Consider the following 21440-nt stretch of genomic DNA (forward strand, 5'->3'; position numbering starts at 1 on the left):
GCGCAGGGAATCGAGAGCGAACGGACGGGGGACGGCGATGAGCGAGCGAACCACGGACACGGGCGGGCCGCCGGCTCATGGCGACGGCGCGGACCCCGCCACCGAGGCGTTCGTCGCCCACCGCAACCTGCTGTTCACCGTCGCCTACGAGATGCTCGGCTCGGCCGCCGACGCCGAGGACGTCCTGCAGGAGACCTGGCTGCGGTGGGCGGGCGTCGACCTGGCCGCGGTGCGGGACCGGCGCGCGTACCTGGTCCGGATCACCACGCGGCAGGCGCTCACCCGGCTGCGCACGCTCGGCCGGCGCAAGGAGTCCTATGTCGGCACGTGGCTGCCCGAGCCGCTGCTGACCGCACCCGACGTGGCCGAGGACGTCGAGCTGGCCGAGAGCGTCTCGATGGCGATGCTGCTGGTGATGGAGACGCTCGCACCGACCGAGCGGGCCGTGTTCGTGCTGCGCGAGGTGTTCGACCTCGGGTACGACGAGATCGCCGAGGCCGTCGACAAGAGTCCCGTCGCGGTCCGCCAGATCGCCCACCGGGCACGGGCGCACGTCGCCGCGCGCCGGCCGCGCGACGTCGTCTCCCCGGCCGAGACCCGAGCCGCGATCGCGGCCTTCCAGCGGGCGGTCGAAACGGGCGACCTGCAGGACCTGCTGGACGTCCTCGCGCCGGACGTCGTCATGTTGAGCGACGGTGGCGGACTCAGGCGGGCCGTGCCGCGGCCCATCGTGGGGTCCGGCAAGGTGGCCCGCCTGCTGGCCGGCGGGTTGAACCGGTTCCGCGCCGTGACGTCGGCCGAGCCGGTCCAGGTCAACGGCCACCCGGGTCTCATCCTGCGGTTCAACGGCCGGATCGCCGGAGTCGTGGCGGTGCGGGTCGAGGACGGCCTCGTCACCGGCCTCTACGTCGTACGCAATCCCCAGAAGCTCTCGCGTGTGGAGCGGGAGACCGCGCTGAGCCGCTGAGACCGGACCTTGACGCCCCTTCGGCAGCGGGTACACCCGGCTGCACGGCCCGAGGACGGACCGCGTCCTGGAAATCGGCGTGCCCGCGGATGTCGAGAACGCGGCGCCGGCTCCGTCCCAGGGACACAGGCGGCCTCGGGCTCGAAGAGGCCGCAGAACGGCAGCGAAGGGGAAGACCGTGCAACCGAACGAGATCACCGAAGTTCTGAACCGGCCGCTCAGCCAGGAGATGCTGGCCCGCGACCTGACCCGCCTGGCCTACGTCGCCAAGGACGGAACACCCCGCAATGTCCCGATCGGGTTCTCCTGGAACGGCTCGCAGATCGTCATGTGCACGGCGAAGAACGCGCCGAAACTCACGTCCCTGCGGGAGAACCCGGCGGTCGCCCTGACGATCGACACAGAGGTGCACCCGCCGAAGATCCTGCTCATCCGCGGCCGGGCGGAACTGGACGTCGTCGAAGGCATTCCGGACGAGTATCTCGAGATGAACGGCTCCTATCAGATGACGCCCGAGCAGCGGGTCGAATGGGAGGCGGGGGTGCGTTCGCTCTACGACGGCATGGTCCGGATCGTGGTGACCCCGACGTGGGCGAAGCTGATCGACTTCGAGACGACCCTGCCGAGCGCGGTCGAGGAACTGATCCGGCAGCGGGACGAGCGTCAGGACGCCTGACCCGGGTGGGGAGCGGTCTGCGCTGGTCGCTGGAGGAACTGGCGACCCGCGCCCACCTCAGCCAGTCGTCACTGAGCCGCATCGAGGTGCGCCAGCGCATGACCGAGCCGCCGCCCGAGAACCCGGCGCGCATGCGTGCCCACCCGGGCCGCGAATGGCTCGTCGTCCTGTCGGGCACCGCGGTCCTGATGCTCGGCCACCGCCGCTTCCGCCTCGAGACCAATCAGGCCGCCGAGTTCCCCACGATGATGCCGCACGCGATCGGCGCCGAGGGCGGGCCCTGCGAGATCCTGGGCATCTTCGACCGCGACGCCCGGCGCGGCCACCAGCGCGATGGCTACGGCGACGACGCCCAGGGCGCTCCCGAGTGACGGCGCATGCCCCGCGACGGCCCGCGCAGCGGTGAGCTTTTGACGGAACGGACGGCCAGGCGAAGATCCTCGACACGGACGCCGAGGTCCTCGCCGAACACACCGCCTCCATCGGCCGCTACGCCCACGGCATCCTCCAGCGCATCCGCGGCGCCGTCGCCGAAACGCTCTCCCCCGAGGACCTCACCGCGCTCGACCGGCTCCCCGACCCCGGCGGCCCGCACGGCATCCTGCGCCGCGACGACCTGACGGTACGCACCGAGCGCACCGTCTGGGCCGCCCGCCGCACTTGACCCCGGACACGGAACGCCGGTTGAGAACGCGGTCCCGCTCGTGTCGCGCGAGTTGAGCGCCGGAGATCCCCCACCCGCCTCCCGCCCGTGCCGCCTCCGGCGGGGCTGCCGGAGGCGGCACGGTCGCATCATGCGACGGCGGTCCCCTCAAGCTCGACCATCAGGGTGGGGATCGCCAGCCGCGTCACCCCGAGCATCGTGGTGGACGGCGCGACCCCGGCGGCGCCCAGCCGTGACGCCAGCACGCCGTAGTGCTCGAAGAGCCGGTCGACGTCGGTGGTGTAGACGTTGAGCCGGACCAGGTCGGCGAGGGACATGCCGGCCTCGCCGAGCACGGCCTCCAGGTTGTCGAGGCTCAGCGCCAGCTGCGCCGCCATGTCACCGGCATGCTGGGGCTTGCCGTCGCCGCTCATCGCGGTCTGCCCGGCGCAGTACAGGGTCCTGGTGTGCCCGGAGACGATCTCACCCTGGTTGTATCCCATCTCCGCAGACCAGGCCCACGGGTTGACCGCCGTCCGCTCCATATCCGCACCAGCTCCATTCGAATCGTCGACATCACGTACGTCCATCGGCTCGGTAGCCGCGGTCTTCTTCGACATGCCGATAACCCTCCCGGCAAATCACGACATCCCGTGTCATGTATCCTGGTAGGGTTTTCGGATGCGCGCCGACCGGCTGGTCTCGCTGGTGCTGCTGCTGCGGCAGCACGGCCGGCTGCCCGCCGCCGCGCTGGCCCGCGAGCTCGAGGTGTCCACCCGCACCGTGCTGCGCGACATCGAGGCGCTGTCCGCGGCCGGCGTCCCGGTCTACGCCGAACGCGGCCGGCACGGCGGGTTCGCGCTGCTGCCCGGTTTCCGGACCGAGCTCACCGGACTGAACCACGACGAGGCGCTTGCCCTGCTGGTCGCCGGATCGCGGCGCGGCGCGCAGGCGTTCGGTCTCGGGTCGGCGCTCGCTTCGGCCATGCTCAAGGTGGTCGACGCCCTACCCGAAAGCTATCGGGACACCGCGGCCGGCGCGGCCGAGCGGTTGCTCATCGACCCGGAGACCGACCTCCTCTCGCGCCGGCTGGTCACCGAGGAGGTGCCCGACGCCATCGTGGCCGAGGTCCGGCGCGCGGTGTTCGCCGGGCACAAGCTGCGCATCCGCTACGCGGCCAAGGACAAGGCGCCGCAGTGGCGCACGGTGGACCCGATCGGGCTGGTCACCGTACGCGACCAGGGCTACCTGCTGGCCACGAGGGCCGGCGCGGACCGCACCTACCGGCTGTCGCGGGTCTTGGCCGCCGAGGAACTCGCCGAACCCGCACAGCGACCCGACCGGGTCGATCTGGACCGGGCCTGGCAGGAGCGCAGCACGCGGTTCCGGACCGGCGGCGACCAGGTCACCGTGCTGGTACGGGTGAACCCGGCGCGGCGGGAGGACCTGGTGGGCACCGCGCTGGCCGTCCGCGCCGAAGAGGCCGACGCGGACGGCTGGCTGCGGCTGGAGGTGTCCTTCCAAGATCCGAGGCACGCCGAATGGGCGCTGTGGCAGCTCGCCACGAACGCGGAGGCCCTGGCCCCGCAGTGGTTGCGCACCTCCCTGCGCGACCGCGCCGCCATGATCGCCACCCGCTACGGCGGGCCGCCCTGAGAGTTGGCCGGAGTGAACCATGTGGTGCGGAGGCGTCCGTTGCTTCCGTTCGGGGTCTCGTGGTCGGCCGCGAGCCGTCGAACAACCGCCGGCGACCGCCCGAACAGCACCGGGACCAGATGGACCCGCACCTCGTCCAGCAGCCCGGCCTCCATCGCCCGCTGCGCCGTGTAGGCGCTGGATCTCTGCATGGCCGGGCTTCAGGCGCTGTGCTGAATCGGCTCGGGCCCGCGCCGGTGAAACCGATTCGGTGATGCGGTTGTGACCGCCACCAGGCCGGCATCTTCGGGGCCAGCCTCTGTTGGACGCGTTCGGCTACAGTCTCTCGGCATGATCGTGATGGGTTACGGGGACGAGAGGCGCAGCGGGGCGTACCCGGTGGCCGGGCCATTCGGGCCGGGGCGGGTGGACTGGGTCGCTCGGACGTCGGCGCCCGTGCTGTGTTCGCCAATTCTGGCCGGCGGCGTCCTGGTCGTCGCGGACATGGTCGGCACCGTGTACGTGTTCGACGCGGGCACAGGTGAGCTGCGCTGGCGCGTGCCTGAGGAGGACGACCCTGGCCTCGTGGTGCGGGACGAGGACGGCGAGTGGCTGGACCCGGTCACGATGGCGGTGGCGGTCTGGCGCGACCGGGCGTTCGTCGCGGAGGCCGACTCGGACCAGTTCGAGCACTACGAGGACTCCGACAGCGAAGTGCGCATCCACGATCTGGCCACGGGTGAGCGGATCGGGGCAGTTCCAGGCGGCGGGTACCCGGCCGTCGTTGGTGACACGTTGTTGTTGTACGGCCTGAACGACGGGGTCCGGGCGTTCGAACTGCCGGGCCTGGGGCCGCTCTGGCATGCAAAGGACGCGGAGGGGCGCGTGCAGACCGTCCCGGCGGTCGGCCCGGACGGTGCCCTCTATCTACCGGGGGGCTTCGAGGGCAACAAGACCCACGGCGGCGTGATACGCCTGGACCCGCTCACCGGCGAAGTCACCGAGTTCGATGAAGACCAAGGCGAAGGCGAGGGCGAGGACGCGGAGTACGAGGGCTGGGATGTGACGAAGGCCGTCCACGCCGTGGCGGCCGAGGGGCTGGTGTGGTTGCCGGCCGACCGGCTGCGGTCCGGGGAGGACCCCCCGTTCGACGGGGCGATCACCGGCCGGGATCCGCGCACTGGGGAGGTCCGCTGGATCCACCGGATGCCGGAGACCCCGGCCGGCGCGGTGACGGTGGTGGATGGGACGGTGATCGCCGCGGTGAACGGTCCGGGCGACGGGGGCCACGGCGAACCGTCGTTCGCCAAGTCCGTGACGGCGATCGGCATCACCGACCGGGTAGTGCGGTGGACGCGCCCGCTGCCCGATACGGGTGCGGGCACTCCCGTCATCGCGGACGGCTTCGTCTACATGGCCGTGCGGGACGGGCGGGTGCTCGCACTCGACGCCGGGTCCGGGGACGTCCGCTGGGAGGTCGACCTCGGCGAACGGATCCTCGACAAGGAGGAGATGGGTTACTTCGACGTGGAATGCGCCTTTGAAGAGGACGGACAGGTGATCATCCCGGCCAACGGCGTGCTCTACGTGCGAACTCAGGCGGGGATCATCGCCGTGCGCTGAGCCGCGGCGCTCCAGGGGGATCCGGCGTAGCTCGGCCAGCAGGTGCGGTGGTCAGGCGCAACCTGTGCGGGCAATGAACTTAGAACTCCGGCCGCCGAGGCGGGCTGCGGATAATCGAGGCTGTCGCCATGCGGTAGACGTGCCACGCCGCGGTCAGGCGGCCTCAGGTGGGGGGCCTGTCAGACCTCGCCCCTACACTCCGGGCGCATGACTGCACTTGCTCTCTCCAGCCAACTCCCGGCCGGGCGCCTCTGGGACCTCGACCTTGTCACCGTCGACGGTCGTCTCCTCGTCGTCTGCGCCGTCGAGCCGGAAGCGTGGGTCTGGGAGCCGTCCGAGGACCGATGGACGCGGTACCGGCTGGACATGCCGTACCGCCCCGACGACTTCCGCGCGATGGTCGGGCACCTCCCGTCCGACAATGACAAGGCCGCCGAGCTGTTCACCAGAGTCTGCGCCGCCGTCGTGGACGGTCGAATCGTGGTCGGTGGGGCCGAGTACCGAGAGTCCTTCGCGCAGTGGGATCTGGCCAGCGGAGCTGTCCGCGTGCACGCGCGTCTCAACCACGGCGGTACGGGGAAAGTGGCGACGGTGCGGCTGAACGGGCGACCGTTCTTCATCAGCTGTAGCGAGCGTACATACATGTGGGATGCGGCACGTACAGACACCAACGGTGCCACGGACGTCGAACCAGCCGTGCTCTACGGAGACCGGGACACCGTCACCGGGATCGCGGCCGGCACGCTGAACGGCCGCCCGGTCGCGATCTTCGGCTGCGACGACGACAGTGTGGTGGTGTGGGACGTCGACACCCAGAGCGCCGTCAGAAAGTTTCCCTGTCCCGTGCCCGTGGCGGACGTCGGTCTGGCGACGGTGGACGGCCGCCTTCGGGTGGTGGCGGCCAGCGGGGACCGGGTGATCCTGGGGGACCCCGACACCGGGGCATGGGAGTGGGAAGGGCCGATCGACGAGGATTCGATCGAGTTTGACACAGAGTTCGCCGAAGAGGAGGAGGACTCTGTTTCCTGCATGGATGTCGGCGTCGTGGGCGGCCGTCCGGTCGCGGTGACCGGTTCGAAGGACGGGCGGGTGTGCGTGTGGTCGCTGGCGGAGCGCCGCCTCGTCCATGGGCCGTTCGACGAACACCACGGCAGGGAGGTTGTCGGCGTCCGCGTCGCTGATTGGGACGGTCGCACGGTCGCCATCACGGCGGGGCGGGACGGCCGGGTACTCGTGTGGGACCTCGAACGAAGCTGACGTCGTGCCTGGTGGCTCCCGGGGTGCTGCCTCCCGAACTGCTATCGACACGTTGCTGTGCGACGTGAACAAAGCCACCCGTTCGACTGTACGGGCGCGCGGCCTCTTTACGGAACACCACACCCATGGTCACTTGCGGCTCATCCGCTCACCATGATTTCCGGCTCAGCGCAGGAGCCGGACGCTTCGCGCGGTCTGGACCAGTACGGAGCCGTCACCGGGGACGAGACGCGCGGGCTCCTCTTCGTAGGGAGCCGTATCCGCGAGATCGTCGTCGGTGACGCCGAGCGGCTCGCCGCAGGTGTAGGTCCACCGGGCCTCGCCGGTCGTGGACTCCAGCGCGACGATCGTGCCGTCACGGGTGACGACGTGGACGACGCCGCCTGCCAGGGCCGGTGAGCCGACTGGGAAGCCGTCCAGGGGACTGCTCCAGGCCGGCTCGGCCGTCCGGGTGTTCACCGCGGTCAGCCGGGACTCGCCGGGCTCAAGGGGCGATCCGTCGGCGGCGTCCAGCTCCGCGGTCGCCGTGACGCACAGCAGCAGCCTGTCCGTGTACGCCGGAGCCTTGAACGGCTGGAAGTGGTACCGCCTGGGGAAGGGAGTCCAGGTCCACTCCTCGGTCCCGGTCTTGAGGTCGCATCCGACGAACTCCATGGCGTCCCACGGCCAGACATGCGGCCACGCACCATCCTCGTGGCCACGCAGCCGGGTGAACCACACCCGGCCCTCAGCGATCACCGGATGGGTCAGGCCGGGTACCTCCCAGTCGCCCGTGTTGTCGCCCATGTTTCGGGCGGGAGCGACGCATTCGGCGTTCTGCCGGTCGCCGATCGACCAGAGCCGCTCGCCGGTCCCATAGCGGAAGGCGTGCACCCCGCCGTGGACGTGATGGCCCTCGAAACCGTCCGTCACGACCATGATGCCGTCATGCGTGGCCGGTGGCGCGAGCAGGCTCGCCCCCGGAGCCTCCCACAGGCCGGTGCGGGTGGCCAGATCCACCGCATACGCGCCGTCCACGAGCAGGACGCCGTCGAACGCCGTGATGTGCTGGCCACCCCAGTCCCAGACACCGTTCACCTCGCCGGTCCGGCGGTCGAGCTCGACGATCTCTTCTTCGTGGAGGTGCAGAACTCCGGTCGCCGTGATGACCGCCGAGCCGGAGGGCGACGCGGGGCCCCACTCGTTCTGGTGGGACCACCTGGGCTCCCCGGTTCCAGCTTCAAGCCCGTGCACGCCGCCGTCCACGTCGAGGACCACGACGAGGTCGCCGTCCCAGGCGGGCGACCCGGTCAGTTTCGCCTCGCCCCGGAAGACCCAGGCCGTCTCGGGAGCACCGGAGATCGCCGCGCCGAGGTGTTCGCCGGTACGGCGCGCGTTTCCAAACGGAAGGATCATCCCACGGACTTTAGCCGCGAAGCGCCCCCGACCCATCCACTGTGTTGGGCCGGCGTCCGAGGCCGTAAGTCAGCGCGTTTAAACTCCCTCCTCATCCTCCACCACCCCACCGCCCAGGGTGTAGCCGGTCACGCTGACCCCCGGCGCGCTGCCGGACAGGCCGGTCAGACCCAGCGGTCCGGCCGCCGCCAGCACCTGCCCCCACTTCACGCCCGCGCCCACCCGGACCACGCGCTCCTCCGCGCGTACCTCCACCTCGTTCCCCTCCGCCACGGCCGCCACGGGCTGCCTGGCGGTCAGATTCCACGCGGTGGCCGCCTGTTCAAAGCCGTCGTCATCGGGCAGGAGCACGCGCCCCTTGAGGACACCGCGCAGATCGTTGATCGTCATTGTCGTCTCCCTTTCGAGTTCTCAGAGAATGCGAAGGAACACCGTGAACCCCTTCGGGCGTGCAGACGTCAGGCGGGCTGCGCGGCGGACGCTGGGGCGGTGGCCTCCTGGGCCTTGCGGGCCTTGCTGGTCTCGCGGAGGATCAGCAGGCCGCTGACCGCGATCAGCGCCGAGGTCAGGCCGTGGATGCCGAACGCGGCGGCCATGGAGCCGTGGTGGGCCAGTACGGTGATCATGTCGCCGAACGGGGCGACGGCCACCATCAGCAGGACCCAGCCCAGGGCGCGGCGTTGGCCTGTCACCAGCAGGACGCCCATGGCCAGGCCCATCGCGAGTTCGCGGTTGCCCTTCACGTTGAGGAAACCGCCGCCGTCGCCAGAGGGCCAGGTCGGCAGGCCGAAGCCCGGGGCGGACGTCTCGGGGGTCAGGATGAAGGACATTCCCAGGTAGAGGCTGAACAGGACGCTGGCGGTGGCCAGGACGGTGTTGATGTTCTTCAGCGACATGGTTCTTCCCTTTGACGTTCAGACGGGTCGGGGTGGGTTCAGCCGCGGACGCGGCGGATGTGGCGGGCGTAGCGGGGGCGGCCGATGACGTGCCAGATGACGCGGACCGGGCCGGGGAGGCCGCTGAGGACGATGGCGCGCTCGGCCGGGTTCGCGTCTTCCAGGACGGCGCCGAAGAGCGTGAGCAGGGTGAGCTTGGGGGCGTTGTTCACCAGGTGGTCGCCCAGGGAGGCCCACTCCTGTTCGGTGATGTGCTTGGCCGCGAGCGGGAGGAGGGTGGCCTCCTCGTCGTCGAGGTGTTCCAGCAGGACCGCGCGGTGCTCGGTGAGGGCGGCCACGAGGGTGTCGCGTTCGTCGGCGCCGGCGGTGGTCTCCCAGGCGGGGAACGCGGCGTCCAGCCGGGTCAGGGTGGCCGCGATGCGTTCGTGCTGGGCCTGCATGCGCAGGACGATGTCGGCCTCCAGGTCCACCCGGGAAAGCAGCGGAGGCCACAGCAGCTCGTCCTCGCCCTCGTGATGGTTGTGCAGGCCCAGCCGGTAGACGCGGAAATGGTCGGCGATCACCTTGGCGCGAGCGGTGTCACCCGGGGTGACGGCCGCGACGAGCTCCACCAGCAGCCGTGACTCACGGCGGAGCACGCGGTGGACGATCTCCATCTCCCGGGTGTCGACGCTCATCTGTTCCCGCCCTTCATCGGTTGCGACATGTTCAGGCTGCTCCCGGGTGTTTGGAGGGGACTTGGAGCCGACTTGGAACCGTCCACGTACGATGTGCGGATCATGGTCTTCATCCGGGTGCTGGGCGCGTTCGCGACCGAGGTGAACGGTGAGTCCGTGCACCTGGGCGGGCCGCGGCAGCGGGCCGTGCTGGCGTTGCTGGTGGCGGCGCGTGGGCAGGTCGTGCCGGTCGAGCGGATGATCGAGGACCTGTGGCGCGGGGAGCCGCCCGCGCGGGCGCTGACGTCCCTGCAGGCGTACGTGTCCAACCTGCGCCGGCTGGTGGAGCCCGGGCGTCCGCCGCGCACGCCGGCCCGGCTGCTGGTGAGCGCGTCGCCCGGTTATGCGCTGCGGCTGCCGCCGGAGTCGGTGGACGCGTGGCGGTTCGAGGACCTGCTCGACCAGGCCCGTACGGACACCGACCCGCGCGCCGCCCAGGCTCGGCTCGCCGAGGCGCTCGGACTGTGGCAGGGCCCGGCGTTCGCCGAGGTCGCCGACGAGCCGTGGGCCGCCGCCGAGACGGCCCGGCTGAACGAGCTGCGCCTGGTCGCCACCGAACTGCACGTCGCGGCGGGTCTGCGAATCGGCGACTCCGCCGCGGTGGTGCCCGATGCCGAGCGGCTCACCCGCGACGAGCCGCTGCGCGAGGAGGGCTGGCGGCTGCACGCCCTGGCACTGTGGAGCAGCGGCCGCCAGGCCGACGCCCTGGCGACGCTCCGCCGCGCCCGCGGCATCCTCGCCGAGGAGCTCGGGCTCGACCCTGGCCCGGACCTGACGGCGTTGGAGGAGGCGATCCTCACCCAGCGCACGGACGTCATGCGCGAGACCGTGCCACCGCCACCGCCGACCGCACCGCTGCCGCGGCCGGCTCCGATCATCGAGGCGCCGTTCGTCGGACGCGAGGCACAGCTGTCGGCACTGGTCACGGCCGCCGCCCAGGCCACTACCGACGGCGCCCGCATCGCCCTTGTCACCGGCGAGGCCGGGCTCGGCAAGTCGACGCTGCTGGAACACCTCGGCAGGCGGCTCGAACGTGACGGATGGCTGGTCGCCGCCGGGCACTGCCCCGAGGTCGACAGCGCGCCGCCCGCGTGGGCCTGGACCGAGGCGCTCAGAGCCGTCGCCGCGACCATGTCCCCGGGCGAGTTCGCAGACGACCTCGCGCCGCTGCTCACCGACACCGGACCGGTGAACGACGACGCCACCGCGGGACGGTTCCGGCTTCGCCAAGCCGTGTGGAAGTGGCTCGCGGCGGTCGCCGCGGAACGCCCGGTCGCCCTCGTGCTGGACGACCTGCACTGGGCGGACGCCGCCACGCTGGAACTGCTCGGCGGCGGCCTCGGCACGCGGGCCCCGATCCTGGTCGTCGCCGCGTACCGCGCGGACGAGAGCGGGCACCTCACCCAAACGCTGGCCTCCCTCGCGCGCGCCACGCCCCTCCGCCTGGCGCTGCCGGGGCTGAACGACGAGGCCGTCGCGGAGCTCGTACGGACCGAATGCGAGGCCGACGAGGAGACCATCGCCGGGATCGCCGAGCGCACCGGCGGCAACCCGTTCTACGTGCGCGAAAGCGCCCGGCTGCTGAACGGCGAAGGCGCGCTGGTCGCCCTCTCCGAGGTCCCCGAGGGCGTACGGGACGTCCTCCGCCGCCGGCTCGCACGGCTGCCCGAAGGCGGCGTGTCCATCCTCCGGCTCGCCGCGGTCGCAGGCCGGGAAAGCTCAGTTGACGTCCTGGTCAAGGCCGCCGACACCGACGAGGACGGTGTGCTGGACGCGCTGGACGCTGGCGTCATCGCCGGGCTCCTCGACGAGCCCGGCCCGGGCCACATCCGCTTCGTCCACGCCCTCGTCAGGGACACGCTCGTCGCCGACGTCAGCAGGTTGCGTGCCACCCGGATGCACGCCCGGATCGCCGCCGCTCTTGAAGGCACCGACGACATCGCGGCGCTGGCCCACCACTACGCGCGCGCCGGCTCACCGAAGGCCGTCGGCTACTGCGTCCGGGCCACCGAGCTTGCTGAGGCCCGCTACGCCCACGACGTGGCGGCCGACCTCCTCACCGACGCCGTCACCAACTCGACCGGACCGGACGAACGCGTCGAACTGCTCGGCAGGCTGCTGCGCGCACAGATCCGGGCTGGAGCCGTCGGAGCCGCCCGCGAGACCCGCCGTGAAGCCGTGGAGTACGCGGAGTCACTGGGCCGCGACGACCTGATGATCGCAGCTTTCACCGCGTGGACAGAGCCGACCGTCTGGCAGGTCCGTACGTATGGCACGGTGGACCGGCCCATCGTCGACCGCCTGAGCCGCCTGCTGGAGCGCGACCTGCCCCCTTCGGTGCGGTCCCGGCTCCTGACGGTGTACGCGAACGAACTGGTCGGCGAGGACGACCCGACCGTCCTGGAGGCAGCGCGGGAGGCACTCGACCTCGCCACCGGACCCCGGCTGCGGGCCGCGGCACTCGAGATCCTGGTCGGGGTCCACGGCGACGCCGAGCTCTGCCGGGAGCTCGTGGAGATCGGCACCGAGCACGATCTGCCGGTCTACCGCATCACCGGGCTGCTCAACCATGCCTGTGCCGCCGCCGAAGCCAACGACCCGGTGACCATGCACCAGGTGATCACCGAGGCCCTGGAACTCGCGCGCGCCTACCGGGTGCCCGAGGCGATCGCCGTCGCCGAGATCACGCTGGCGACCCTGGCGCTCATCGAAGGCCGGCTCGCCGACGCCGAACTCCTCTACCTCAAGGTCGACGAGGGCATGCGGCGCATCGGGTCGGTGCACGCCACGGGCTTTCTGCAACTCGCCCTGGCCACGATCTGGCTGAACGACGGCACGCTCGGCGCGCACCTGGACGACGTGCGCGCACTCCACGCCGCGCTCGGCCCCATGACCTCCGACCTGCTCGCGCTCGCCCTCCACGCCAACGGCCTGGACGCCGAAGCCCGCGCGGTCCGCGCGTCACCCAGCCCGATCCGCCCCGACTTCTTCTTCACCTTCTTCGCAACGTTGCGGGCGATGGCCATCGTCGCCTTGAACGATTGCGCCGCCGCCGAGGAGATCTACGCGACGCTGCTTCCGCACCGCGACGGCCCCCCGGCGGGCGCGACGAGCCTGTCGGTGGCGCTGCGCCCGGTCGCTCACACCCTCGGCGAGCTGGCCGTCTTCCTCGGCCGCGACCACCAGGCCGCCGCCCACTTCGCTCAGGCCGCCGCCATCGCCGACCGGTGGAACGCCCCCCACTGGGCCGCCGAGGTCCGGTCGCGAACGACCACCTAGCCTCTGCCTACGGCGCCGCACATCTGCAGCGTCCGGCGTCCAGATCAGGGTGTGGTGAGGACTTTGGAGTCGGCTGGAGTGAACCATGTGGCCTCCATCGCCCGCTGCGCCGTGTAGGCGCTGGACGCTGGGCGAAGGGAGCCTTGAAATGGGAGGACCTGGGGCGGACGGGTGTGCCAGTCTGGCGAGCCGATCATGGAGGAGGCCCTATGCCGGACGGAGATGACGCGTCGTTTCTCGGGGCGTTCAGTCAGCGGCTGCACAGCGGTGACCTGGGTGTCGTGTGCGATGCGCTGAGCGATTATACAGCAGGCGCAGGCGGACACCAGGTGGGGAGTGGATAACCCGTACTGGCCACTGAACAACGAGGTGCTTTTCATCGCCCGCGACCTCCTGGACCGGTCGTCCAGGCTCGATGACGAGAACCGGCATCGGGCGCTCTCCTGGTCGCTCACCATGGTGTGGCACCTCGGCGAAGACGCGGACGCCGACCGGATCGCCGAGATTCTGGAAACCACCTCGGACCCCAGGCTGCGGGAGGAAGCGGTGATGGCCGCGTCCACCGCTCTCGGGGACGCGGAGGAGCCGAACCCTCGGCTCCTGGCGGCCGTTCGCGCGATCGCCCTCGACGAGAGCCTGGACGCGCGGGATCGCTGCTCCATCATCCATGCCCTGAGCGACCTCGACATGCCCGAGGTGGAGGCCCTCTTCATTCGCCTCACCGAGTCCGGTGACCTCAAGGTCCAGGTCAGCGCCGCCGGACAGCTGACATCGTCGCCCAAGAAGGTTCGTGTGCACCGCGAGCTGCTCCAGCAGCTCTTCGACTCCTGGCCAGAGGACGCCGGCCCCTTTTCCAGGAACGTTCGTGATGCGCTCGTGGGCTTCCACAGCACGTACTGGAAGGACGCCCACCTGGACGACCCGGCCCTCCGGAACGCTCACGACGAGCTGCGGTTCCCGCTGACCGACCAGACGTGCCTGGAGGCGTTCACCACGCTGCTGCGCAGCGACGACCCGGTCGCCGTGGGCATCGCGCTCGACCACTACGAACACTGGGAAGGGCTGCGGCACGTCCTGGATGACTCCGCCCTGGCGGACGCCTATCTGCCCGAGGTTCTGGAGCGCGCCCGCGAGGTGCTCCGTCGTCCGATCTCGCCCGCCGAGGTGAGCGCGCTGAACATGATCGGGGCGCAGCACGCGAAACCGGGTGACGCCGACCTGCTGGTGGACATCCTCGGCCGGACGGATTCCGACACGGTCCGGCATGAGGCCATCTGGATGGCGTACGGGCTCTTCGGCGAGGCCGAGACCGCAGACACCCGGCTCGTCGAGGCGGTGAGCGGTGTGATCTTCGACCCGTCCTCCGCCTCCCACGGCACCAAGGAGACGGCGATCCGGATCCTGGCCGACGGGCTCGGCGCGGGCGCCGACGACGTCCTTCTGCGTGCGATTCGCGAGGGAGAGCCGGACGTGCAGGTGCACGCGGTCTCCTACCTGGTGAAGACCGGCGGCCTGGACCGCCACCGTGCGGTCATGGAAGACCTGGCCGAAAGCTGGGAGGAGCATCCTCCGGTGCGCTTCCGGGGCCAGAGCCCCATCGACCTGGTCTTCGGAAAGCCGCACAGCGTTCACTGGGAGGGGCACCGGCTGCAGGACCCGGACCTGCACCGCGCGCACAGAAGGCTACGCCTCCCCACGGCGGACGAGGCATACCACGACGCCATGCGCACGATGCTCGTAAGCGGCGACGTGGCCGCCGTCGGCATCGCCCTGGACCATTGGTGGGACCCGGAAGGCGCCCTCGCACGAGGTGGCGAAGAGGCACGGCAACCGGCGAGGGCGCTCGTCCTCACGCTGATCCAGGAGATCCTGCGGGACCCGCCGTCCCCGCCCGAGCTCAGCCGCGACTACGGCCCCCGCGCCGCCCACCTCACCGCCCTGTCGGCGCTGAGGATCGCCGCGAAGGACGACCTGTCCGTGCTCGCCGACTCGCTCGAGAGCGCCGGCTCGCTTCGCGACCAGATCCTCGACACCATCAGAGACGTGCTCTGGTCCGTCGACCACTCCCACCCCCGGCTCGTCCAGGCTCTCGGGGACATCGTGTGCGACGAAGCCGTCCCAACGAGCGAGCGCAGCCAGGCCTTGCATCTGCTGGGGGAGTTCCGGAGCGACAACTCCATCGACGTCCTCTTGAGCGCGACCCGCTGCCCCGAGTTGGAGATCCAGGCGGCCGCCGCCCTGGTCCTCATACGGGATGAGACATTCGAAGAGCACCGTCGGATGCTCCAGGCCCTCGCCGCGAGCTGGCCCACGGAAGACGTCCCGACCGAAGTCATCGAAGTGCGCGAGTTTCTCGAAGACTTGGATGAAGAGTAGGGCCCCCTGGCGCAGGGTCACACGACGTGCCCGCTGTCCACCTCCGCATTCAAGTCACCCGGGATGACCATGGCCGGCTTGTGGGAATTCTCCACGGGGGCCGGCGCGCCGAGGTAGGAGAACACGCACACCTCCAGATGGCGGCGCACCAGCATCACCGGCCGGGCCGGGTCCTTGAGGATCTTCCGCCACATCCCCGAGGCGAACGCGTCCACGTCCGCAGGTCTCCGCCGTGGCGGACGGCAGTCGTTCACGGACGAGTTCGGCAAAGCGAGAAGCCGAGATCATCGGCGGATGGTGTCACATCCCACAGACGCTTGCGAAATCACGGCCGAGGCCGGTACCGAGGCCGGCCGCGGCCAGATACCTGGCGGTGGTCAACTGCAGAGCGAACCTCAGCCGGTCGCCGTCTGCGTCGCAGCCGGGAACCGCGTCCGGTCTGTGCCTCAGCCGCTCTCGCCGATGTCCTCGGGGGCGGGGAAGGGGAGGCGGTCGACGGCGCCGCGGCGGCGGCGTTCGGGGCGGCGGTCGTAGCGGGCGGTGGTGGCCGGGGAAGCGTGCCCGACCAGCTGCTGGACGGTGGAGAGGTCGACGCCCTGGTCGAGGAGGTCGCCGATGAACGTCCGCCGGAAGTCGTGCGGGGTCATCGGCGGCAGGGCGGCCTGCCTGCGGCGTTTGACGACCGCGTTGCGCACCGCCGCGTCGGTCATCGGGCGGTGCTGGACCGCGCCCGACCTGTGCACCGGCTTGAACAGCGGCCCGGACGGGCGGTCGTCGGCCGCCAGCCACGCGCCCAGCAGCGCGGCGGCGCCCTCGTGGACGTATTCCAGCCGCTGCTTGTCGCCCTTGCCGGAGATCCGCAGCGACCGCTCGCCCGGGTCGTAGTCCTCGCGGCGCAGGGCGGCGACCTCGGCGCGGCGCGCGCCGGTCGTGTAGAGGACGGCCAGGAGCGCGGCGTCGCGTGTGCCCGCCGGTGACCGGTCGGCGGCGCAGGCCCGCAGCAGCGCGGTGAACTCGGCGGCGTGGACGCTGCGCCCGGCGGGCAGCCGCGTCCCGCGGAAGTTCGCGACCGCCCTGGCCCGCTGGTAGTCGTCGGTGGACATCTCGCCCAGCCGCCACGCCGTGCGCAGCACCCCCCGCAGCGCCGACAGATGCAGGTTGCGGTAGGAGGGCGACCACGGCACCTGTTCCCCGGCCGGGCCCTGCGTGGTCTGCCGGCCGATCAGCGCCCGCAGGCCGGCCGTGTGCTCGGCCCGCATCCGCTCCCACGCGAACCTCTCCCCCGGCGCCGGGCCCGGCTCGTGTCCCGACGCCGTGTGCAGCATCGCGGCGAGGCGGTGCAGGCACGCGCCCATCGCCCGCCGCGACCTGGGGCTCTCCAGCGAGGCGACGTAGACGTGGAAGGTGTTGCGCGTGGACGGCGCGGGGCGCACCTCGGGGGCACCGGCGACCGGCTGGAGATCGTCCATGGCGGCAGCCTAGCGGCTGGCTTCTGAGAACGTGCATTGTCGTCAGTTAGACGTCCTGGTTTTCCAGGTGTTCCTATTTTCTGGAAATAGGAATACAGAAAAAGCTAGGATACGTGTGTGACCATGAGTGAACAGCCCGTGCAGGCGGCCGAGCGCGCCTGCCGGTATTGCGGCCGGCCCGTCCCGCAGCGCGAGGGGCGCGGGCGCCCGCGCGAGTACTGCCTGGACGGCGGCTGCCAGTCCCGCGCCAAGCGGGAACGGGAGCTGCGGCGCGCCACCCCCGGTCTGGAGGGCGCTCTGGCGCGGGCCGAGGACCTGTACGAACGCATGGAGCAGGGCCTCGCCGCGGCGCTGGCGCCGCTGGCCGAGGCCCTGGACGCGGAACTGTCCCCGCGCGGGGTGGAGGCGCGCATCAGCGCCGTCCGCGCCGAGGCGCAGCGGACCGTGGCCGCCGCGCTGGCCGACCGGGAGGACGCCGCCGGGCGGGCCTCCCGCGCCGAGGAGGCCGCGGAGAAGGCGCGGGAGGCCGCCCGAGCCGCCCGCGAGGACGGCCGGCGGGCCGGACGGGAACGCGACGACGCCGTCCAGGCGGCGGAGCAGGCCCGGTCCGAGGCCGACGCGGCCGTGCAGGCCGCCCATGACGAAGCCGAGCGGACGGTCCAGGCCGTGCGCGCGGAAGCGGATCAGCGCGTCCGGCAGGCCCGCCTGGACGCCGACCGCGCCACCGCCGAGGCGCACGCGCAGGCCGAGCAGGCCCGGCTGGACGCCCAGGACGCGCGGTCACTGGCCGCCGAGGCCGGCCGCACCGCCGAGGCCGCCCGGCGCGACGCGGAGCAGGCCCGGGCGGAGGCGGTCGGCGCCCGCGAGGCGCAGTCCCGTGCCGAGGGGGTGCGGGCGGCCGAGGAGGCACGCGCCCAGGCGGCCGGGCAGGCCCGCGAGCGCGCCGACCAGCGCGCCGACGCGGCGCAGCGCGAACGCGCGGAGGCGGTCGCCGCGCTGGAGGCCGCCCGCGCCGAAATCGGACGCCGCCGCCAGAGCGCGGACGAGGCGCACGTCCGGGCCGAGGGCGCCCGCGCGGAGGCGTCGGACGCGCGTGCGCTGGCCGAGCGGCTGCGTGAGGAACTCGGCGAGGCCCGCCTCGACCTGCGCGCCGAACAGGCGCGTTCCGCCGAGCTGGCCCGCGAGCGCGACGCCGCCCGCACCGAGGCGGGCGCCCAGCGCGAACGCGCCATCGTCGCCGAACTCGCCGCCCGCGACTCCTGACCGCCCCCTCGGCGGTCCGCGCACGGTGCGGCGGGGGTGGACGCGCCGCGCGCGGCCCGCGACCGGCCGCCGTGCGGGACGGTCACCGCCCGCGTGCCGTGAGACCGAGGCCGGGGATGAGGACGGCGGCGACGAGCAGGTGCATCGCGGCCAGGATCGCCGCGCTCGCGGTGTCGGCGGCACTGCCGAGCGGCCCGGTCATCGACAGGGCGAGCACAGCGACGGCGGCGATCGTCCAGACCCGTCCTGGCCGGCCGACGGTCCGTTCCAGCAGCGCGAGCAGGGCCCAGGCGGCCAGCCCCGCGAGCAGGCCCGCGACGGCGACCGGGACCGCGCCGACGGGTTGGGCGTCGCCGCCGGTCGCGGCGGACGGCGCGTGCCCGGCCACCGGGCCGGCCAGGGTCCACAGGAGGAGCGCGGCGGCCGTGGCGCCCGCGACGGTCAGTGTTCTGCGGGCGGGGCCGCCGTTCGGCTTGTGATTCTCCTTCGATGCCGGCGGGTTCACGGCCGGTGCCTTCATGGCTGCTCTGTTCATGGCCTCAGCGTCGCCGCGGCGCCGCGGCGACCGCATCGGGCGCGGGGCCAGGACGGGTCCGACCGCCGTGGGGGCGGGCACCGACTTTGGTCGGTGTCGGCGCCGTGACGTGCGGAGCTAGCCTTTGGCCGATGGACGAGCCGGCGCACGAGGAGACCCGCGGGCGGGCCGGGACCGGCCCGTGGTGGCGGGGCCGCGGGGCCGCTGCGGCGATGGTGTTCGCCGTGGCCGGGGTCCTGACCGGGGTGACGGTCTGGGCCCGCCACGACGCCGGCGCGGCCGGCGGGACGCCGGCCCTGGACCTCGCGGTCGGCGCGGCGGCCTTGCTGCTGTCGCCCGCGCTGCTGTGGCGTCCGGTCCCGGTGGCGCTGGTGCTCACCGCGCTGGCGGCGGTGTCACCGGCCGCGACGCCGGCGGCGACGATCGCCGCGCTGCAGGTGGCGCAGCGGCGGCCGTTCCCCGTCGCGGCGGGGGTCGGCGCGGCGGGGATCGGCGCGCACGTCGTCCAGGGGCTGTGGCAGCCGCCCGGCGGGATCTCGTTCGGGTGGTGGCTGCTGCTGATCGCGGCCGGCTACGGCGCGCTGGTCGGCTGGGGCGCGCTGGCCCGGGCGCGCCGCGCGCTGCTGGTGTCGCTGAGCGAACGCGCCCGCCGCGCGGAGGCCGAGCAGGGCCGCAGGGTCGCCGAGGCACGCATGGCCGAGCGGACGCGGATCGCCCGGGAGATGCACGACGTGCTGGCGCACCGGCTGTCGCTGCTGGCCACCTACGCGGGGGCGCTGGAGTACCGGCCCGACGCGCCGCCCGAGAAGCTGTCGCAGGCCGCGGGGGTGGTCCGCGCCGGGGTGCACCAGGCCCTCGACGAGCTGCGGGAGGTGATCCTGCTGCTGCGCGGCGAGGACGCGGCCGAGGAGGGCCGTCCGCAGCCCGTCCTGGCCGACGTGTCGCACCTGGTGCGGGAGTCCCGCGACGCCGGCGGGACGGTGGAGCTGCGCGATGAGGTGGCCGACCCGGGCGCCCTGCCCGCGGCGGCCGGGCGGACCGCGTACCGGGTGGTCCAGGAGGGCCTGACCAATGCCCGCAAGCACGCCGCGGGCCGGCCCGTCACGGTGGCGCTGGAGGGCCGGCCCGGCACCCGGCTGGTGATCGACATCCGCAATCCGCTGCCCGCCGCCGGCGCCGGGCCCGCCGCGCCCGGCAGCGGGACGGGGCTGGTCGGGCTGACCGAGCGGGTGCGGCTGGCCGGCGGGCGGCTCGACCACGAGACCACCGCGGGCGAGTTCCGGCTGCGCGCCTGGCTACCATGGCCGGCGTGACCCGTCCCCTGCGCGTGCTGATCGTCGACGACGACGCGCTCGTCCGCGCGGGGCTGTCGATGATGCTGGACGGGACGGGCGGCATCGCGGTGGCCGGGGAGGCCGCCGACGGCGACGAGGTGCCCGCGGCCGCCGACCTGCACGCCCCCGACGTCGTGCTCATGGATCTGCGGATGCCGCGGGTGGACGGCATCACCGCGACCCGCAGGCTGCGGGCCCGGGCGAACCCGCCCGAGGTGATCGTGCTGACGACGTTCGACTCCGACGAGAACATCCTGCGCGCGCTGCGCGCCGGCGCCAGCGGGTTCCTGCTCAAGGACACCCCGCCGGACCAGATCGTCCAGGCGGTCCGGCAGGTCGCGGCCGGGGACCCGATCCTGTCGCCGCGGATCACCCGCCGGCTCATGGACCGCGCCGCCGTGGAGGCCGGCGCCTACCAGCGGGCCCGCGCGGCGCTGGAGGGCCTCAGCCCGCGCGAGGGCGAGGTGGTCCTGGCGATCGCCCGGGGATGCTCCAACGCCGAGATCGCCGCGGAGTTGTTCATGAGCGTGGCCACGGTCAAGGCGCACGTGTCCAGCGTCCTGACCAAGCTGGACATGGGCAACCGCACGCAGATAGCCCTGCTGGCCCACGACGCCGGTCTCGTCTGAGGGCCGGGCCGCGGAGGGCGGCTCTCCGAATCCGGCCTCGGCTCGGACGCGCTCGATGGCCGGGTGCGATCCTGTGAAGGTGTCGGACGGGGGGCGGCGGCTCCGACGTCTCCGGTGGCGCCGCAGGTCAAGGGGTGACGAACGTTCCGGCGCGGGCGGCCGCGGCGGCGGCCGCGGCGGCGCGGTCGGCGGCGGCCTCGTCGACCGCCTCGCCGGTGACGAACAGCCGGTAGTACAGCGGCGCGACCGCGACCCGGACGACGTCGGCGGCGTCGGTCCCGGCGGGCGCCTCGCCGCGTCCGACCGCGCGCTCGACGACGGCCGCGGACTGCTCGTGCCGCCGCGCGAAGAAGGCGTGCAGGGCGCGGGCGGCGCCGGGGCTGTGCGCGGCGGCCAGCACGAACGCGCGGGCGACGGGTCCCTGCCCGGGGTCGGTGAAGCCGGTCAGGACGAGCCGGGCGATCGCGCGCAGGTCACCGGCGAGGGTGCCGGTGTCGGGGACCGGCCACGGTTCCCCGGCGGCGAGGTCCAGTGCGTCGGCGATGAGTCCGTCGGCGTTTCCCCAGCGCCGGTAGACGGTGGTCTTGTGGACGCCGGAGCGGGCGGCGACGCCGTCGACGGTGAGCCCCGGGTAGCCGTGTTCGGCCAGCTCGGCGAGGGTGGCCTCCCGGACGGCGTCGCGCACCCGCGCGGTGCGGCCTCCGGGGCGGACGGTCCCGGGCCCGGGGGCGGGGGCGGTCAAGCGCC

General features: G+C 72.6%; 21 protein-coding genes. 11 read left to right on the forward strand and 10 right to left on the reverse strand.

The genetic code is table 11. The annotated features are described in order from the left end of the window. Window positions 1-37: 37 nt before the first annotated feature. From ACGFIS_RS25010 to ACGFIS_RS25020, 3 genes are all read left to right on the forward strand, one after another. Entirely contained in the window at window positions 38-967 is a 930-nt protein-coding gene (locus tag ACGFIS_RS25010) for an RNA polymerase sigma-70 factor (protein ID WP_392972715.1), read from the forward strand. A gap of 178 nt (window positions 968-1145) precedes the next feature. Next, entirely contained in the window at window positions 1146-1643 is a 498-nt protein-coding gene (locus tag ACGFIS_RS25015; RefSeq protein ID WP_392972717.1) for a pyridoxamine 5'-phosphate oxidase family protein, read from the forward strand. Window positions 1644-1648: 5 nt separating this feature from the next. Next, window positions 1649-2014 carry an XRE family transcriptional regulator gene (locus ACGFIS_RS25020; RefSeq protein WP_392972719.1) on the forward strand — a complete coding sequence of 122 codons (366 nt, stop codon included), beginning with the start codon at window positions 1649-1651 and terminating at the stop codon, window positions 2012-2014. A 421-nt stretch (window positions 2015-2435) separates the two neighbouring features. Here ACGFIS_RS25020 and ACGFIS_RS25025 read toward each other — a convergent pair whose 3' ends face one another. Next, a complete protein-coding gene (locus ACGFIS_RS25025; protein ID WP_392904168.1) occupies window positions 2436-2831 on the reverse strand; it encodes a RidA family protein in 396 nt (131 codons plus the stop codon). 136 nt (window positions 2832-2967) lie between these two features. Between ACGFIS_RS25025 and ACGFIS_RS25030 the strand changes: the two genes are divergently transcribed. Continuing rightward, on the forward strand, window positions 2968-3942 hold the full coding sequence (locus ACGFIS_RS25030) for a helix-turn-helix transcriptional regulator (RefSeq protein WP_392972721.1): 975 nt from the start codon (window positions 2968-2970) through the stop codon (window positions 3940-3942). Here ACGFIS_RS25030 and ACGFIS_RS25035 read toward each other — a convergent pair. Then, complete coding sequence (locus ACGFIS_RS25035; protein ID WP_392972723.1) at window positions 3924-4133, reverse strand: hypothetical protein; 210 nt, start codon at window positions 4131-4133, stop codon at window positions 3924-3926. The two genes, ACGFIS_RS25030 and ACGFIS_RS25035, sit on opposite strands and share 19 nt — an antisense overlap. Window positions 4134-4272: 139 nt before the next feature. Between ACGFIS_RS25035 and ACGFIS_RS25040 the strand changes: the two genes are divergently transcribed. After that, on the forward strand, window positions 4273-5544 hold the full coding sequence (locus tag ACGFIS_RS25040; RefSeq protein WP_392972725.1) for a PQQ-binding-like beta-propeller repeat protein: 1272 nt from the start codon (window positions 4273-4275) through the stop codon (window positions 5542-5544). 207 nt (window positions 5545-5751) lie between these two features. Further along, window positions 5752-6801, forward strand: a complete 1050-nt coding sequence (locus ACGFIS_RS25045) for a hypothetical protein (protein ID WP_392972727.1) — start codon at window positions 5752-5754, stop codon at window positions 6799-6801. A 165-nt stretch (window positions 6802-6966) separates the two neighbouring features. On the opposite strand, the gene ACGFIS_RS25050 is transcribed toward ACGFIS_RS25045, so the two are convergent. The 4 genes from ACGFIS_RS25050 to ACGFIS_RS25065 all read right to left on the reverse strand — a co-directional run bounded on the left by ACGFIS_RS25050 (window position 6967) and on the right by ACGFIS_RS25065 (window position 9769). Continuing rightward, window positions 6967-8196, reverse strand: a complete 1230-nt coding sequence (locus ACGFIS_RS25050; RefSeq protein ID WP_392972729.1) for a PQQ-binding-like beta-propeller repeat protein — start codon at window positions 8194-8196, stop codon at window positions 6967-6969. 78 nt (window positions 8197-8274) lie between these two features. Further along, the gene (locus ACGFIS_RS25055; protein WP_392972731.1) at window positions 8275-8586 is read right to left on the reverse strand and encodes a hypothetical protein; all 312 of its coding nucleotides are present in this window, start codon (window positions 8584-8586) and stop codon (window positions 8275-8277) included. A 68-nt stretch (window positions 8587-8654) separates the two neighbouring features. Beyond that, window positions 8655-9092: a DUF4267 domain-containing protein gene (locus ACGFIS_RS25060; RefSeq protein ID WP_392904148.1), complete on the reverse strand. Its 438-nt coding sequence runs from the start codon at window positions 9090-9092 to the stop codon at window positions 8655-8657. A 38-nt stretch (window positions 9093-9130) separates the two neighbouring features. Beyond that, entirely contained in the window at window positions 9131-9769 is a 639-nt protein-coding gene (locus ACGFIS_RS25065) for a hemerythrin domain-containing protein (protein WP_392972733.1), read from the reverse strand. 72 nt (window positions 9770-9841) lie between these two features. On the opposite strand from ACGFIS_RS25065, the gene ACGFIS_RS25070 reads away from it, so the two are divergent. Both ACGFIS_RS25070 and ACGFIS_RS25075 read left to right on the forward strand, forming a co-directional pair. Beyond that, entirely contained in the window at window positions 9842-13087 is a 3246-nt protein-coding gene (locus ACGFIS_RS25070; protein ID WP_392904142.1) for a BTAD domain-containing putative transcriptional regulator, read from the forward strand. 336 nt (window positions 13088-13423) lie between these two features. Next, the gene (locus tag ACGFIS_RS25075) at window positions 13424-15463 is read left to right on the forward strand and encodes a hypothetical protein (RefSeq protein ID WP_392972735.1); all 2040 of its coding nucleotides are present in this window, start codon (window positions 13424-13426) and stop codon (window positions 15461-15463) included. A 17-nt stretch (window positions 15464-15480) separates the two neighbouring features. On the opposite strand, the gene ACGFIS_RS25080 is transcribed toward ACGFIS_RS25075, so the two are convergent. Both ACGFIS_RS25080 and ACGFIS_RS25085 read right to left on the reverse strand, forming a co-directional pair. Further along, a complete protein-coding gene (locus ACGFIS_RS25080; protein WP_392972737.1) occupies window positions 15481-15678 on the reverse strand; it encodes a hypothetical protein in 198 nt (65 codons plus the stop codon). Between the two features lie 231 nt (window positions 15679-15909). Beyond that, on the reverse strand, window positions 15910-16932 hold the full coding sequence (locus tag ACGFIS_RS25085) for a tyrosine-type recombinase/integrase (protein WP_392972739.1): 1023 nt from the start codon (window positions 16930-16932) through the stop codon (window positions 15910-15912). 123 nt (window positions 16933-17055) lie between these two features. Between ACGFIS_RS25085 and ACGFIS_RS25090 the strand changes: the two genes are divergently transcribed. Next, window positions 17056-18195, forward strand: a complete 1140-nt coding sequence (locus ACGFIS_RS25090; protein ID WP_392905104.1) for a hypothetical protein — start codon at window positions 17056-17058, stop codon at window positions 18193-18195. An 82-nt stretch (window positions 18196-18277) separates the two neighbouring features. Here ACGFIS_RS25090 and ACGFIS_RS25095 read toward each other — a convergent pair whose 3' ends face one another. Continuing rightward, on the reverse strand, window positions 18278-18730 hold the full coding sequence (locus tag ACGFIS_RS25095; protein ID WP_392904133.1) for a DUF6069 family protein: 453 nt from the start codon (window positions 18728-18730) through the stop codon (window positions 18278-18280). Between the two features lie 131 nt (window positions 18731-18861). Between ACGFIS_RS25095 and ACGFIS_RS25100 the strand changes: the two genes are divergently transcribed. Further along, window positions 18862-20043, forward strand: coding sequence for a sensor histidine kinase (locus ACGFIS_RS25100; RefSeq protein WP_392904130.1), 1182 nt, complete (start codon window positions 18862-18864; stop codon window positions 20041-20043). Beyond that, entirely contained in the window at window positions 20031-20693 is a 663-nt protein-coding gene (locus ACGFIS_RS25105) for a response regulator (protein ID WP_392904127.1), read from the forward strand. The genes ACGFIS_RS25100 and ACGFIS_RS25105 overlap by 13 nt, the downstream gene beginning before the upstream one ends. Window positions 20694-20820: 127 nt before the next feature. Here the strand turns inward: ACGFIS_RS25105 and ACGFIS_RS25110 are convergent, their stop codons facing one another. Next, complete coding sequence (locus ACGFIS_RS25110) at window positions 20821-21435, reverse strand: TetR/AcrR family transcriptional regulator (RefSeq protein ID WP_392904124.1); 615 nt, start codon at window positions 21433-21435, stop codon at window positions 20821-20823. Between the last annotated feature and the right edge of the window lie 5 nt (window positions 21436-21440).

The sequence above is a fragment of the Spirillospora sp. NPDC048824 genome (assembly GCF_043198455.1).
Classification (GTDB): Bacteria; Actinomycetota; Actinomycetes; order Streptosporangiales; family Streptosporangiaceae; genus Spirillospora.

Bases quoted from the DNA above. Each gene is read 5' to 3' on its own strand.
- ACGFIS_RS25010 (WP_392972715.1), top strand. From the start codon at position 38: ATGAGCGAGCGAACCACGGACACGGGCGGGCCGCCGGCTCATGGCGAC.
- ACGFIS_RS25025 (WP_392904168.1), bottom strand. From the start codon at position 2,831: ATGGAGCGGACGGCGGTCAACCCGTGGGCCTGGTCTGCGGAGATGGGA.
- ACGFIS_RS25030 (WP_392972721.1), top strand. From the start codon at position 2,968: ATGCGCGCCGACCGGCTGGTCTCGCTGGTGCTGCTGCTGCGGCAGCAC.
- ACGFIS_RS25035 (WP_392972723.1), bottom strand. From the start codon at position 4,133: ATGCAGAGATCCAGCGCCTACACGGCGCAGCGGGCGATGGAGGCCGGG.
- ACGFIS_RS25040 (WP_392972725.1), top strand. From the start codon at position 4,273: ATGATCGTGATGGGTTACGGGGACGAGAGGCGCAGCGGGGCGTACCCG.
- ACGFIS_RS25045 (WP_392972727.1), top strand. From the start codon at position 5,752: ATGACTGCACTTGCTCTCTCCAGCCAACTCCCGGCCGGGCGCCTCTGG.
- ACGFIS_RS25050 (WP_392972729.1), bottom strand. From the start codon at position 8,196: ATGATCCTTCCGTTTGGAAACGCGCGCCGTACCGGCGAACACCTCGGC.
- ACGFIS_RS25055 (WP_392972731.1), bottom strand. From the start codon at position 8,586: ATGACGATCAACGATCTGCGCGGTGTCCTCAAGGGGCGCGTGCTCCTG.
- ACGFIS_RS25060 (WP_392904148.1), bottom strand. From the start codon at position 9,092: ATGTCGCTGAAGAACATCAACACCGTCCTGGCCACCGCCAGCGTCCTG.
- ACGFIS_RS25065 (WP_392972733.1), bottom strand. From the start codon at position 9,769: ATGAGCGTCGACACCCGGGAGATGGAGATCGTCCACCGCGTGCTCCGC.
- ACGFIS_RS25085 (WP_392972739.1), bottom strand. From the start codon at position 16,932: ATGGACGATCTCCAGCCGGTCGCCGGTGCCCCCGAGGTGCGCCCCGCG.
- ACGFIS_RS25090 (WP_392905104.1), top strand. From the start codon at position 17,056: ATGAGTGAACAGCCCGTGCAGGCGGCCGAGCGCGCCTGCCGGTATTGC.
- ACGFIS_RS25095 (WP_392904133.1), bottom strand. From the start codon at position 18,730: ATGAACAGAGCAGCCATGAAGGCACCGGCCGTGAACCCGCCGGCATCG.
- ACGFIS_RS25100 (WP_392904130.1), top strand. From the start codon at position 18,862: ATGGACGAGCCGGCGCACGAGGAGACCCGCGGGCGGGCCGGGACCGGC.
- ACGFIS_RS25105 (WP_392904127.1), top strand. From the start codon at position 20,031: ATGGCCGGCGTGACCCGTCCCCTGCGCGTGCTGATCGTCGACGACGAC.